Origin of the sequence: Stenotrophomonas sp. Sm2128 (assembly GCF_030985535.1) — a bacterium.
Taxonomy (GTDB): Bacteria; Pseudomonadota; Gammaproteobacteria; order Xanthomonadales; family Xanthomonadaceae; genus Stenotrophomonas; species Stenotrophomonas maltophilia.
In genome coordinates this window covers 15,992-29,999 of record NZ_JAPTFQ010000024.1, presented here as the reverse complement: position 1 = coordinate 29,999, position 14,008 = coordinate 15,992, and the positions used below count along the sequence as shown (strand labels likewise).

Below are 14,008 nucleotides of genomic sequence, written 5' to 3'. Positions count from 1 at the left end.
GGGGTGCCCGGATGCGCCCAGAAGCGCAGACCGGTCACCTTCCGGTGTCGCAGTCGCCGGCGGTGCACCTGCCGGTCCTGTACACCCAGGTCCTTGAAGGCCTGAGGGTGATCGAAAACGGACGTTATCTGGATGGCACGTTCGGTCGTGGCGGTCATGCACGTGGCGTGCTCACCCAGCTCGGTCCCGAGGGGCGCCTGCTGGTCATGGACAAGGATCCGGAAGCCATCGCCGTTGCCGAGCGCGATTTCGCGCCGGACCCGCGCGTGTCCATCTTCCGTGGCAGCTTCGCCCAGCTGCTGCAGTGGGATGCGACGGCCGAAGGCCTGGACGGCGTGCTGTTCGACCTGGGCGTGTCGTCGCCGCAGCTGGACGTGGCCGAACGTGGCTTCAGCTTCGGCAAGGACGGCCCGCTGGACATGCGCATGGACCCGGACAGCGGTGAAAGCGCCGCGCAGTGGATCAACCGCGTGGAAGAGCGCGAAATTGCCGACGTGCTGTGGACCTATGGCGAAGAACGCCAGAGCCGCCGCATCGCCCGTGCCATCGTGGCCCGCCGTGAGAAGCAGCCCTTCTCCCGCACCGCCGAACTGGCCGAGCTGATCGCCTCGGTGATGCCGCGTGGGAAAGACAAGATCCACCCGGCCACGCGCAGCTTCCAGGCCATCCGCATCCACATCAACCGCGAGCTGGCCGATCTGGAAGCCGGGCTCGATGCGGCCGTGGAGCGGCTCAAGCCCGGTGGCCGCCTGGCGGTGATCAGCTTCCATTCGCTGGAAGACCGCATCGTCAAGCAGTACATGAACCGCCTGGCCAAGGCGCCGCCGGCCAACCGCCGCCTGCCCGAGGCGGTCGCGTTCGTGCCGACGCTGGACCTGATCGGCGGTGCCATCAAGGCCACCGACGAAGAGCTGGCCGCCAACCCGCGCGCCCGCAGCGCCGTGCTGCGCGTGGCCCAGAAGCGGGAGGCCGACGCATGAGCCGGCTGCTGCTGATCATCCTGCTGGCGTCCACCGTGGCCTCGGCGATCGGCGTCGTGTTCGTGCGTCACCGTCACCGGCAGACGTTCATCGAGTTGTCGCGCGCCGAGCGCAAGCGCGATGACATCAATCTGGAATTCGGCCGCCTGCAGCTGGAGCAGGCCACGCTGGCCGAAGCCAACCGTGTCGATCGCATCGCCCGCGAGAAGCTCGGCATGAAGTTCCCCGAGGCCGCCGACATTGTGGTGGTGCGGCCATGAGCAAGACCGGCCGCAACCGCCCGCGCAACGCCTTCAACCTGCGCCAGCGCCTGCGCTGGGTAGCGCTGGCGCTCGGCCTGTGCTCGGTGTCGCTGGTCGGTCGTGCCGCCTACGTGCAGATCATCAACAGCGACTTCTACCAGCGCCAGGGCGAGGCCCGTTACCTGCGCGAGCTGCCGATCAAGACCTCGCGCGGCATGATCACCGACCGCAACGGCGAGCCGCTGGCGGTGTCCACCCCGGTCGCCTCGATCTGGGTCAATCCGCAGGACCTGCTGCGTTCGCCCGAGCGCATTCCGGAGCTGGCCCAGGCGGTCGGCATGTCGGTGGATGAGCTGAGCAGCCGCTTGTCGCAGAAGTCGGACAAGGAATTCATGTACCTGCGTCGCCGGATCAATCCGGACGAGGCAGAGAAGGTGGTCGCGCTGAAGATTCCGGGCGTGGCCGCGCAGCGCGAGTTCCGCCGCTTTTACCCGCAGGGTGAGGCGATGGCGCACGTGCTGGGCTTCACCAACATCGACGACCGCGGCCAGGAAGGCCTGGAGCTGGCGTTCGACGAATGGTTGCGCGGCAAGGCTGGTGCGAAGCGGGTGATCCGCAACCGCAAGGGCGAGACCGTCGAGAGCGATCTGCTGCGCGCCGCCGAGCCGGGCAAGGACCTGACCCTCAGCATCGACCGCCGCATCCAGTACCTGGCGTTCAAGGAACTGCGCAACGCGCTGGTGGCCAACAAGGCAGCGGGCGGTTCGATGGTGATCATGGACGTGACCACCGGCGAGATCCTGGCCATGGTCAACCTGCCGACCTACAACCCGAATTCGCTGACCGGCGCGCTGCCCGATGCGCGCCGCAACCGTGCGGTGACCGATCTGGTCGAGCCGGGTTCGACGATGAAGCCGTTGACCATCGCTACCGCGCTGCAGGCCGGTGCGGTGACCAAGGACACCATCATCGATACCAATCCGGGTTACATGACCCTGGGCCGCTTCACCATCCGTGACGTGCCGCGCAACAACGGCGTGCTGAACGTGACTGGCGTGATCACCCGCAGTTCGAACGTGGGTGCGGCCAAGGTCGCGGCGAAGATGCCGGACCAGGTGTTCTACGACGGCGTGCGCCGCTTTGGTTATGGCTCGGTACCGCACAGCGGTTTCCCCGGTGAATCCGGCGGCGTGGTGCTGCGCCCGGCGCGCTGGTCGGGTACCACCAAGACCACGATGTCCTACGGCTACGGCCTGAACGTGACGCCGCTGCAGATCGCTACCGCCTATTCGGCACTGGCCAACGGCGGTCGTCTGATCGCGCCGACCTTCGTCAAGGGCCAGCGCAATGAAGGCCAGCAGATCATCGACGAAAACGTCGCCAGGCAGGTGGTGGCGATGATGGAAACCGTGGTCACCCAGGGCGGCGCCAAGCAGGCGGCGGTGCTGGGCTATCGCGTGGCCGGCAAGACCGGTACTGCGCGCAAGGCCGGCCCGGGTGGTTACGAGCGTGGCCATTACAACGCGCTGTTCGCTGGCGTGGTACCGGCCACCAACCCGCGCTTCGCCACCGTCATCGTCATCAACGATCCGCAGGCCGGCAAGTTCTACGGCGGCCTGGTGTCGGCGCCGGTCTACCACAACGTGATGGAAGGCACCCTGCGCCTGATGGACGTGCCACTGGACGACCTGCAGTCGTGGCTGGCCGCACAGCAGTCCGGCAAGGTTGGCCACTCGGCCTCGATCCTGCCTGCGCCGCCGGCCGAGACCGCGCTGCCAGTGGATGCCGCCGCTGAATTCGATGCTGCGCTGCCGAGCGCGCACGCCCAGACGCCGCCCACTACGGGAGGCACGCAATGAGTCCTTCGATGTTGCTTTCGCAGTTGCTTCCGGATGTTGCCCTTGCAGGGCACGACCCCGTTCTGACCGGCCTGGTGCTGGACAGCCGCGCCGTGCGTCCCGGCAATGCCTTCGTCGCCATCGCCGGTTTCGGCGCGCATGGCCTGGGCTTTGTCGAGCAGGCCCGCGCCGCCGGTGCCAGCGCCATCCTGTTTGAACCGCCGGCGCCTGCCGAACTGCCGGCACCGGCCGATGCGATCGCCGTGCCGGGCCTGCGCGCACGCATGGGTGCGATGGCCGACCAGTTCCATGGCGCGCCGTCGCGGGCGATGGCGATGGTCGGTGTCACCGGCACCAACGGCAAGACCTCCACCGTGCAGCTGCTGGCCCAGGCCTGGCACCTGCTCGGTACGCCCAGTGGCAGTATCGGCACGCTGGGTGCCGGACTTTATGGCGCGGTCGAGCCGACCGGCTTCACCACGCCGCTGGTGCTGCAGATGCATGCGCTGCTGGCGCAGCTGCGCGACGCCGGTGCGCGCGCGGTGGCGATGGAAGTCAGCTCGCATGCGCTGGACCAGGGTCGCGTGGATGCCGTGCACTACGACGTGGCGGTGTTCACCAATCTCACCCGCGACCATCTGGACTACCACGGCGACATGGCCAGCTACGGCGCGGCCAAGGCGCGGCTGTTCCACCGTCCGGGCCTGAAGGCCGCGATGATCAATCTGGACGACGCGTTCGGCCGCCAGCTGTTCGCCGGCCTGCCGGCGGGCGTACAACCGATCGGCCTGAGCTCGCGCGGTGCCACCGACGCCAGCGTGCGCGCCGAGGCGCTGCAGCTGGATGGCCGTGGCATTGCCTTCGAACTGGTCATCGACGGCCAGCGCGCGGCGGTGCAGTCGCCGCTGCTGGGCCGCTTCAACGTGGACAACCTGCTGGCGGTGGCCGGTACCCTGCATGCGCAGGGCCAGCCGCTGCCGCGCATCGCCGAAGTACTGTCGGCGCTGCAGCCGATCCGTGGCCGCATGAACCGCCTGGGCGGCGAAGACGGCCTGCCGACCGTGGTGGTCGACTACGCACACACCCCGGACGCGCTGGAACAGGCGCTGGACAGCCTGCATGGCCACCTGCAGGGCACGCTGTTCTGCGTGTTCGGCTGCGGCGGCGAGCGTGATACCGGCAAGCGCCCGCAGATGGCGGCCATTGCCGAGCGTCTGGCCAACCAGGTCATCGTCACCGACGACAACCCGCGTGGCGAGGATGGCGACGTGATCGTGGCCGACATCCTGGCCGGCTTCACCGATGCCTCCGCCGTGACGGTGCAGCGCAGCCGCGCGCGTGCGATCGGCCTGGCGGTGAAGCGTGCCGGTGCCGGTGACATCATCCTGATCGCTGGCAAGGGCCACGAGCCGTACCAGGAAGTGAATGGCGTGCGCCATGATTTCGACGACACCGAAGTGGCCGCCGCTGCACTGGCGGCCAAGGCCGGTGTACTAGAGGCGCAGGCCGGGGAGGGCACCGCATGAAGCGCACCCTGCTTTCGCTGATCGCACACTGGGCCGGCGGCGAGATCCACGGCGACGACGTGGCCATCGATGCGGTCAGCAATGACACCCGCAGCCTCGGCCCGGGCAGCCTGTATGTGGCGCTGCGCGGCGAGCGTTTCGACGGCCATGACTTCGCGACTGACGCGCAGGCGCGCGGTGCCAGTGCGGTGCTGGTCGAGCGCCTGCTGCCGATCGAACTGCCACAGGTGCTGGTGGCCGACAGCGAACTGGCACTGGCGAAGATCGCCACCGGCATGCAGCGCGACCGCGGCACCGAGGTGTTCGCGATCACCGGCAGCAACGGCAAGACCAGCGTGAAGAGCCTGCTGCTGTCGATCCTGCAGCAGGTGGCACAGCACGCCCACAAGGTGGTCTACGCCAACCCGGGCAACCGCAACAACGAGATCGGCCTGCCGCTGGCGGTGATCGATGCGCCGGAAGATGCCGACTACGCCGTCTACGAGATGGGCGCCGGCAAGCCGGGCGATATCGCCTACCTGACCGACATCGCCCGCCCGCGCTATGCGCTGGTCAACAACATTGCCCCGGCGCACCTGGAACGCATGGGCAGCCTGCTCGGCGTGGCGGTGACCAAGGGCGCGATCTATGCCGCGCTGCCGGCCGATGGCGTGGCGGTGATCAATGTGGACGATGCCTACGGCCGCTGGTTCGAACAGCATTTCGTCGGCACCCCGCCGCGTTGCCGCGTGCTGCGCTACGGCCTGGAACATACCGCCGAGGTGACCGCGCGCGACATCCGCGCCGGCGCGCAGGGCAGCCAGTTCACCCTGGTCGCACCGAGCGGCGAAGCCCGCGTGGTGCTCGGCCTGCCCGGTCGCCACAACGTCAGCAATGCGCTGGCCGCCGCCAGCCTGGCGCTGGCCGCCGGTGTCGACCTGGCGCTGATCGCGACCGGCCTGGCCGAAGCGCAGCCGGTGCCGGGCCGCCAGATTGCCCATCAGCTACGCAATGGCGCGGTGCTGGTGGACGACAGCTACAACGCCAACCCCGGTTCGCTGGCTGCGGCCATCGACGCCCTGGCCGCCGCGCCGGAAGAGGGCTGGCTGGTGCTGGGCGACATGCGCGAGCTGGGTCCGGACGGCGAGGCGCTGCATGCGCAGGCCGGCATCCGTGCACGCGCCGCCGGCCTGAAGCGGCTGTATGCACTGGGTCCGCTCAGTGCCGCCGCTGCGTCCGCCTTCGGTGAAGGCGGACGCCATTTCGCTACCCATGGTGCGCTGTCACAGGCGCTGCAGGACGAGTTGCACGCTGGTGTGCGCTGCCTGGTCAAGGGTTCCCGTGGCAGTGCCATGGACCTGATCGTCAAAGCGCTGCTGGCGCAAGGAGAGGAATCCCCGCATGTTGTATGAACTGGCTCGATGGTTGCAGCAGTTGGAGAGCCTGTTCGGGCTGTTCAACTACCAGACGTTCCGCGCCATCCTTGCCGCGCTGACGGCCCTGTTCCTGTCGCTGTGGCTTGGCCCGGCGATGATCCGCAAGCTTGCCCAGTTCAAGGGCGGCCAGCCGATCCGCAAGGACGGTCCGCAGACCCACTTCTCCAAGGCCGGCACGCCGACCATGGGCGGTTCGCTGATCCTGCTCACCATCACCCTGTCGGTGCTGATGTGGGCCGACCTGCGCAACCGCTACGTGTGGCTGGTGCTGGCGGTGATGTTGTGCTTCGGCGCCATCGGCTGGTATGACGACTGGATCAAGATCGTCCGCCGCGACCCGAACGGCCTGAAGTCGCGCTGGAAATACCTGCTGCAGTCGATCTTCGGGCTGGCTGCTGGCCTGTTCCTGTTCTACACGGCCGACGTGCCGGCGGCGCTGACCTTCTACATCCCGATGTTCAAGTCGGTGGCGTTGCCGCTGGCCGGCATCGGCTTCGTGGCCATCGCCTACTTCTGGATCGTCGGCTTCTCCAACGCGGTGAACCTGACCGACGGCCTGGACGGCCTGGCCATCATGCCAACCGTGCTGGTGGCCTGCGCGCTGGGCGTGTTCGCGTATGCCTCGGGCAACGTGGTATTCGCCAACTACCTGCAGATTCCGCAGATTCCAGGCGCCGGCGAGCTGGTCATCATCTGCGCGGCCATCGCCGGTGCGGGCCTCGGCTTCCTGTGGTTCAACACCTATCCGGCCATGGTCTTCATGGGCGACATCGGCGCGCTGGCGCTGGGCGCGGTGCTGGGCACGATCGCGGTGATCACCCGCCAGGAACTGGTGCTGGTGATCATGGGCGGCGTGTTCGTCATCGAAACACTGTCGGTGATGATCCAGGTGGCCTCGTTCAAGCTGACCGGCAAGCGCGTGTTCCGCATGGCGCCGATCCACCACCATTTCGAACTGAAGGGCTGGCCCGAGCCGCGCGTGATCGTGCGCTTCTGGATCATCTCCGTCGTGCTCGTGCTGATCGGCCTGGCCACGTTGAAGGTGCGCTGAGATGAACGACCTGTCCCGCCAGGCAACACGCCTTGAAGCCATCGAAGGCAGCTACGACAAGTGGCTGCTGGGCGCGATCATCGCGCTCACCGGCGTGGGCGTGGTGATGGTGGCGTCCAGCTCGATCGCCTTGATGAGCAGTCCGTTCTACTACCTCAACCGCCACCTGATCTTCCTGGCGGTGGGTATCGTGCTGGCGGTCATCGCCGCCCGCACTGAACTGAAGTCCATCGAGCAGTACAACCAGATGCTGCTGCTGGGCTGCTTCGTGCTGCTGCTGGCGGTGTTCGCACCGGGCCTGGGCAGCACCGTCAACGGTGCGCGCCGCTGGATCAACCTGGGCATCTCCAAGTTCCAGACGGTCGAAGCGGTGAAAGTGCTCTACATTGTCTGGCTGTCCAGCTACCTGGTGCGCTTCCGCGACGAGGTCAACGCGACCTGGCCGGCGATGCTCAAGCCGCTGGGCGTGGCCGGGGCGCTGGTGGTGCTGCTGCTGCTGCAGCCGGACTTCGGCTCGTCCACCCTGCTGCTGGCGATCACCGCCGGCATGCTGGTGCTGGGCGGGGTGAACATGCCGCGCATGTCGATGCCGGTGATCATCGGCCTGGTCGGCATGAGCGCACTGGCGATCATCGAGCCGTACCGCATGCGCCGCATCACCTCCTTCCTGGACCCGTGGGCCGACCAGCAGGGCGACGGCTACCAGCTGTCCAACGCGCTGATGGCGGTGGGCCGTGGCGAGTGGACCGGCGTCGGCCTGGGCAACTCGGTGCAGAAGCTGTACTACCTGCCCGAAGCGCATACCGACTTCATTTTCTCGGTCACCGCCGAGGAATTCGGCTTCCTGGGCACCTGCGTGATCGTGGCCCTGTACGCGCTGCTGGTCGGCCGGACCTTCTGGCTGGGCATGCGCTGCGTGGAGATGAAGCGGCACTTCTCCGGCTACATCGCCTTCGGCATCGGCCTGTGGATCAGCATGCAGACCTTCGTTTCGATCGGCGTGAACCTGGGCATCCTGCCGACCAAGGGCCTGACCCTGCCGCTGATCTCTTCCGGCGGCTCGTCGGTGCTGATGACCTGCGTGGCGATGGGCCTGCTGCTGCGCGTGTCATATGAACTCAAGCGCGCCGAGCGCCGCCAGGCCGTGCGCATCGGCGGCACCGAAGACGCCGCTGCCGAGCCGAGCGACGAGCCGGCCGCGCCGGTGGCCGCCAGCGTACCGATGAGCGCCGAGCCGGTGGCTGCCGCTGCAGCGAACGCTGCGCGTGGCACCAGCCGCCTGCAGTCGCGCATCGAACCGACCTTCGGGAGGCTGTCATGAGCACAGCCACCGGCAACGTGCGCCCGGTGATGATCCTGGCCGGTGGTACCGGCGGTCACATCTTCCCCGGCCTGGCCGTGGCCCGCGTGCTGCGCGCGCGCGGCGTGCCGGTCACCTGGATGGGCGCCGACGGTGCGATGGAAACCCGTCTGGTGCCGCAGCACGACATTCCGATCGACACGCTGGCCATCACCGGCCTGCGCGGCAAGGGCAAGCTGGCCCTGCTGGGCGCGCCGTGGCGGCTGATGCGCGCGCTGCGCGCGGCCGGCATGATCATCCGCAAGCGCCAGCCGCGTGCGGTGGTGGCCTTCGGTGGATTCGCCTCCGGTCCCGGCGGCATGGCCACGCGCCTGCATGGCCTGCCGCTGATCGTGCATGAGCAGAACCGCGCACCGGGCCTGACCAATCGCATCCTGTCGCGCTATGCACGCCGTCTGCTGACCGGCTTCCCAGGCACCTTCGCCAAGGGCGAGGAGTTTGTCGGCAACCCGGTGCGTGCGGAGATCGCCGCCATCGCACCGCCGGAACAGCGCTTCGCCGACCGCCAGGGTCCGCTGCGCGTGCTGGTGGTGGGCGGCAGCCAGGGTGCACGCGCGCTCAATACCGGCGTGCCGCAGGCTATCGCTGCGCTGGGCGCCACAGTGCCGGTGCAGGTGCGCCACCAGAGCGGCGAGAAGATGCATGCCGAAGCGGTCGAGGCGTATGCCAAGGCTGGCGTGCAGGCGGAGATCACCCCGTTCATCGCCGACATGGCCGAGGCGTTTGCCTGGGCCGATCTGGTCGTATGCCGCTCCGGCGCGTCCACGCTGGCCGAGCTGTGCGCGGTCGGTGTCGGCAGTGTGCTGGTGCCATTCCCCGCTGCCGTCGACGATCATCAGACCCGCAATGCGGAGTACCTGGTCGAGCGCGGCGCAGCGGTTTTGCTGAAGCAGGACGGAACGCTGGCCGACGGCATTGCCGCACTGCTGCGCGATCTGTCCGAAAATCCCGCCCGCCGCATGCAGATGGCGCAAGCCGCGCGTGCCCTGGCCAAGGTCGATGCCGCCGAGCGCATCGCCGATATCATTCTCGAGGAAGCTGTATGAAGAAGGCATGCCACCGCGCCTGCCCTGCGCGAGGCCGCGCATGATCCGCCGCCTGCACGACACCAACGACCTGGTGCGCGCGTTCCCGCGCGTGCATTTCGTCGGCATCGGCGGCACCGGCATGAGCGGTATCGCCGAAGTGATGCTGACGCTGGGCTATGAAGTGTCCGGCTCGGACAACGCCGACAACGTGGCGACCCGCCGCCTGGCCAGCCTGGGTGCGCGCATCATGCGCGGCCACTCGGCGGCCAACGTGCTGGGCACCGACTGCGTGGTGGTCTCCAGCGCCATCCGCGAAGACAACCCGGAACTGATGGAAGCGCGCAGCCAGCGCATTCCGATCATGCCGCGTGCGGCCATGCTGGCCGAGCTGATGCGCTTCCGTCGCGGCATCGCCGTGGCCGGTACGCATGGCAAGACCACCACCACCAGCCTCACCGCTGCGGTATTGAGCGAAGGCGGCCTGGACCCGACGTTCGTGATTGGTGGCCAGCTGCTGGCCGCCGGCGCCAACGCCAAGCTGGGTGGTGGCCAGTGGCTGGTGGCCGAGGCCGACGAAAGCGATGGCAGCTTCCTGCGCCTGAATCCGTTGATGTCGATCATCACCAACATCGATGCCGATCATCTGGAGAACTACGGCAACGACTTTGCCCGCGTGCAGGCGGCGTTTGCCGAGTTCCTGCAGCGCCTGCCGTTCTATGGCCTGGCGGTGCTGTGCATCGACGACCCGGAAGTGGCTGCGCTGGCCGCCAGGACCCCGCGCCACGTGATGAGCTACGGCATGAGCCCGCAGGCCGACGTGCGCGCCGAGAACGTGGTGCAGGAAGGGTCGCGCATGCGCTTCACCCTGCGCCTGCCGCAGGGCACCAGCCAGGAAGTGGTACTGGCACTGCCGGGCAGGCACAACGTACTCAACGCACTGGCCGCCGCCGCAGTGGGCTGGCAGCTGGGCGTGGCCCCGGACGCCATCGCGCGTGCGCTGGAAGGCTTCGCCGGTGTCGGCCGTCGCTTCAACGATCTGGGCGAAGTGACCACCGCCAGTGGCGCCAAGGTGCGCATCATCGATGACTACGGTCATCACCCGAGCGAGCTGGAAGCCGTGTTCGCCGCCGCCCGTGGTGGCTGGGCCGACAAGCGCCTGGTGGTGGCCTTCCAGCCGCACCGCTACAGCCGAACCCGCGACCAGTTCGACAAGTTCGCCGCAGTGCTGTCCAGCGTCGATGCGCTGGTGCTGAGCGAGGTCTACCCGGCTGGCGAGGAACCGATTGCCGGTGCCGACTCGCATGCGCTGGCCCGCGCCATCCGCGCGCGCGGCCGCAGCGAACCGGTGGTGGTTGGCAAGGCCGCCGAGCTGGCCAGCGTGCTGCCGGACGTGCTGCAGGACGGTGACCTGCTGCTGATGATGGGGGCGGGCGACATCGGCGCCGTGGCTACCCACATCGCGGTGGAAGGCTTCAAGGGGGAGGGCGAGGCGTGAGCGCGCTGACCTTCCCGCCGCTGCGCGTGACCGACCCGGCTGTATTCGGCCGCGTCGCCGTGCTGCTCGGTGGCACTTCCAGCGAACGCGAGGTGTCGCTGGATTCCGGCCGCAACGTACTGGAAGCACTGCAGTCGCGCGGTGTCGATGCGTTCGCGGTGGATGGCATTCCGGCGCTGGCCAAGGCGCTGGCTGCCGGCGGCATCGACCGTGTGTTCAACATCCTGCACGGCCACAACGGTGGTGGTGAGGACGGCATCGTGCAGGGCCTGATGGACGCCTTCGGCGTGCCGTACACCGGCTCGGACGTGCTGGGCTCTGCGCTGAGCATGGACAAGATCCGTACCAAGCAGGTGTGGTTGTCGCTGGGCCTGCCGACCCCGCAATACCGCAAGGTCGACGCATCGAACGTGCATGCACTGGCGGCCGAGCTGGGCCTGCCGGTGGTGGTGAAGCCGGCCAACGAAGGCTCCAGCGTGGGTATCAGCCGGGTCACCGACGACGCCGGCCTGGATGAGGCCGTGGCCCTGGCTGCGCGCTACGACGGCCAGCTGCTGATGGAGCAGATGGTGGTCGGCGACGAACTGACCGTGGCCATTCTCGGCGACGTCGCGCTGCCGTCGATCCGCATCGTGCCCAAGGGCCAGTGGTACGACTACAACGCCAAGTACATCGCCGAGGACACCCAGTACCTGTGCCCGGGCCTGGACGGTGGCGACGAAGAGGAAATCCGCCGCATCGCGCTGGCCGCGTTCCGCGCTGCTGGCTGCCGTGGCTGGGGCCGCGTGGACGTGATGCGCGACCGCAGCAGCGGCCGCTTCTTCCTGCTGGAAGTGAATACCGCGCCGGGCATGACCAGCCATTCGCTGGTGCCCAAGGCCGCAGGCCAGGCCGGCATCAGCTTCGAAGAGCTGGTGTGGCGGGTGCTGGAACAGACCCTGGAGGCCTCGCACGCATGAACGCGGTGCTGCGCATCTTCGTCTGGCTGTTGGCGCTGTCGGTGGTTGCACTGCCGGTGGTGGCCGTGGTCAATGGCTGGGTCGGCGCCGAGCGCTGGCCGCTGGCGAAGCTGCGCGTGCATGGCGAGTTCAAGCGGGTACCGGCCGAACAGCTGCAGCAGGTGCTGCTGCCGTATGCGCGCGCCGGGTTCTTCGCGGTCAAGCTGCAGGATGCCCAGGACGCACTGGAAAAGTTGCCGTGGGTGGAAAGCGCACGGGTACGCAAGCAGTGGCCGGATGTGCTGGAAGTAACCCTGGTCGAGCACAAGCCGTTCGCGCGCTGGGGCAACGACCGCCTGGTTTCCGAGCAGGGAAAGCTGTTCCCCACGCCGAAGAAGCTGGCCGACCTTGCGCTGCCCGAACTGGATGGCCCGGACAGCCAGACCGAAGAAGTGATGAAGCTGTACAGCGACTCGCGTGCATTGTTCGCACCGGCCGGCGTCGATGTGCGCCGGGTGACGATGGATGCACGCGGCAGCTGGTCGCTGGTGCTGAGCAACGGCACCGAAGTGGTGGTCGGCCGCGACGACGCGCGCTCGCGCATGCAGCGCTTCGTCAAGGTACTGCCGCAGCTCAACCGTCAGGACGCGCCGATCGAGCGCGCCGACCTCCGTTACACCAATGGTTTCACGCTGAGCTGGGGTACCCCGGCCAGAAGCACGCAGGAAAGGACATGAATCGCAAGGGTGACAAATCGCTGATCGTTGGCCTGGACATCGGCACCTCCAAGGTGGTGGCGCTGGTGGGCGAGTATTCGCCGGGCAACCCGATCGAAGTGATCGGCATCGGCTCGCACGAGTCGCGCGGTTTGAAGCGCGGCGTGGTGGTGGACATCGAATCGACCGTGCAGTCGATCCAGCGCGCGGTGGAAGAAGCCGAGCTGATGGCCGGCTGCGAGATCCGCTCGGTGTACGCCTCGATCTCCGGCAACCACGTGCAGTGCAAGAACTCGCCGGGCATCGTGCCGATCCGCGACGGGGAAGTGACCTGGGGCGACCTGGATCGCGTGCTCGATGCGGCCAAGGCGGTGGCGATTCCGGCCGACCAGAAGATCCTGCACGCGATCCCGCGCGAGTACGTGCTGGACGATTCGCAGGAAGGCATCCGCAATCCGGTCGGCATGACCGGCGTGCGCCTGGAGGTGCATGCGCACCTGGTGGTGTGCGCACAGTCGGCCGCGGCCAACATCAGCAAGTGCGTGCAGCGCTGCGGCCTGCAGGTGGACGACCTGGTGCTGTCCTCGCTGGCCTCCAGCGTTGCGGTGCTGACCGCCGACGAACGCGAGCTGGGCGTGGTGCTGGTCGACATGGGCGCCGGCACCACCGACATCGCGGTGTTCGTGCAGGGCGCGATCTGCCACACGGCTTCGCTGCCGATCGCCGGCGACCACGTCACCAATGACATCGCGCACATGCTGCGCACGCCCACCCCGGAAGCCGAGCAGATCAAGGTGCGCTACGCCTGCGCCCTGGCCCAGCTGGCCACCGCCGAGGAAAGCATCCAGGTGCCGTCGGTGGGCGACCGTCCGCCGCGCCGCATGCCGCGCCATTCGCTGGCGCAGGCGGTGCAGGGCCGTTACGAGGAAATCTTCGAGATGGTGCAGGCCGAACTGCGCCGGTCCGGCTTCGAGGAACTGGTGCGCGCCGGCATGGTGCTGACCGGTGGTGCCTCGAAGATGGAAGGCGTGGTCGAGCTGGCCGAGGAAATGCTGCAGATGCCGGTGCGCGTGGGCATCCCGCAGCACGTTACCGGCCTGGGCGAAGTGGTGGGCAACCCGGTGCATGCCACCGGCGTGGGCCTGCTGCTGATGGGCAGCCAGATCGAGCACCCGCGGCGGCCGTCGCTGCCGACCGGGCGCGCCGGAAGCATGTTCAAGAAACTCAAGACCTGGTTCCGCGGCGAGTTCTGACGCGGAACCCGTAACACCGGGGTCACCCGGCGCAGCACCTGCAGTACCCGCATCACAACGCAGCAACGCAATACACAACCCACACAGCCGCAACGGCAACATGACACGCGAAGGCAGGAGGCCCGACCGTCCATGCCACCGACAAGCGGATACAACGAGGACACGG

General features: G+C 67.9%; 12 protein-coding genes. All 12 read left to right on the top strand.

Annotated features, from left to right (window positions below; genetic code table 11):
- Positions 1-11: 11 nt before the first annotated feature.
- The 12 genes from rsmH to ftsA are packed head-to-tail and all read left to right on the top strand — an operon-like array spanning position 12 to position 13,842.
- Positions 12-980: a 16S rRNA (cytosine(1402)-N(4))-methyltransferase RsmH gene (gene rsmH, locus O0K41_RS09175; protein ID WP_012479154.1), complete on the top strand. Its 969-nt coding sequence runs from the start codon at positions 12-14 to the stop codon at positions 978-980.
- Positions 977-1,240, top strand: a complete 264-nt coding sequence (ftsL, locus tag O0K41_RS09170) for a cell division protein FtsL (protein WP_005412242.1) — start codon at positions 977-979, stop codon at positions 1,238-1,240. The genes rsmH and ftsL overlap by 4 nt, the downstream gene beginning before the upstream one ends.
- Positions 1,237-3,081, top strand: a complete 1,845-nt coding sequence (locus O0K41_RS09165; RefSeq protein WP_049451412.1) for a penicillin-binding transpeptidase domain-containing protein — start codon at positions 1,237-1,239, stop codon at positions 3,079-3,081. The genes ftsL and O0K41_RS09165 overlap by 4 nt, the downstream gene beginning before the upstream one ends.
- Positions 3,078-4,586, top strand: a complete 1,509-nt coding sequence (locus tag O0K41_RS09160; protein WP_164221726.1) for a UDP-N-acetylmuramoyl-L-alanyl-D-glutamate--2,6-diaminopimelate ligase — start codon at positions 3,078-3,080, stop codon at positions 4,584-4,586. The genes O0K41_RS09165 and O0K41_RS09160 overlap by 4 nt, the downstream gene beginning before the upstream one ends.
- Positions 4,583-5,977, top strand: coding sequence for a UDP-N-acetylmuramoyl-tripeptide--D-alanyl-D-alanine ligase (gene murF, locus O0K41_RS09155; RefSeq protein WP_049451414.1), 1,395 nt, complete (start codon positions 4,583-4,585; stop codon positions 5,975-5,977). Before O0K41_RS09160 ends, murF begins: the two co-directional genes overlap by 4 nt.
- Positions 5,967-7,052 (top strand): phospho-N-acetylmuramoyl-pentapeptide-transferase, encoded by a 1,086-nt coding sequence (gene mraY / locus O0K41_RS09150; protein WP_004154219.1) that lies wholly within the window; start codon positions 5,967-5,969, stop codon positions 7,050-7,052. Before murF ends, mraY begins: the two co-directional genes overlap by 11 nt.
- A 1-nt stretch (position 7,053) precedes the next feature.
- Complete coding sequence (ftsW, locus tag O0K41_RS09145) at positions 7,054-8,373, top strand: putative lipid II flippase FtsW (protein ID WP_005408078.1); 1,320 nt, start codon at positions 7,054-7,056, stop codon at positions 8,371-8,373.
- Positions 8,370-9,458: an undecaprenyldiphospho-muramoylpentapeptide beta-N-acetylglucosaminyltransferase gene (gene murG / locus O0K41_RS09140; protein ID WP_088436074.1), complete on the top strand. Its 1,089-nt coding sequence runs from the start codon at positions 8,370-8,372 to the stop codon at positions 9,456-9,458. The genes ftsW and murG overlap by 4 nt, the downstream gene beginning before the upstream one ends.
- A gap of 40 nt (positions 9,459-9,498) precedes the next feature.
- Positions 9,499-10,935, top strand: a complete 1,437-nt coding sequence (gene murC / locus O0K41_RS09135; RefSeq protein WP_005408080.1) for a UDP-N-acetylmuramate--L-alanine ligase — start codon at positions 9,499-9,501, stop codon at positions 10,933-10,935.
- Positions 10,932-11,894 (top strand): D-alanine--D-alanine ligase, encoded by a 963-nt coding sequence (locus O0K41_RS09130; protein ID WP_049402364.1) that lies wholly within the window; start codon positions 10,932-10,934, stop codon positions 11,892-11,894. The genes murC and O0K41_RS09130 overlap by 4 nt, the downstream gene beginning before the upstream one ends.
- The gene (locus tag O0K41_RS09125; RefSeq protein ID WP_308304490.1) at positions 11,891-12,610 is read left to right on the top strand and encodes a cell division protein FtsQ/DivIB; all 720 of its coding nucleotides are present in this window, start codon (positions 11,891-11,893) and stop codon (positions 12,608-12,610) included. Before O0K41_RS09130 ends, O0K41_RS09125 begins: the two co-directional genes overlap by 4 nt.
- Positions 12,607-13,842, top strand: coding sequence for a cell division protein FtsA (gene ftsA / locus O0K41_RS09120; protein WP_005408083.1), 1,236 nt, complete (start codon positions 12,607-12,609; stop codon positions 13,840-13,842). Before O0K41_RS09125 ends, ftsA begins: the two co-directional genes overlap by 4 nt.
- Positions 13,843-14,008: the final 166 nt, after the last annotated feature.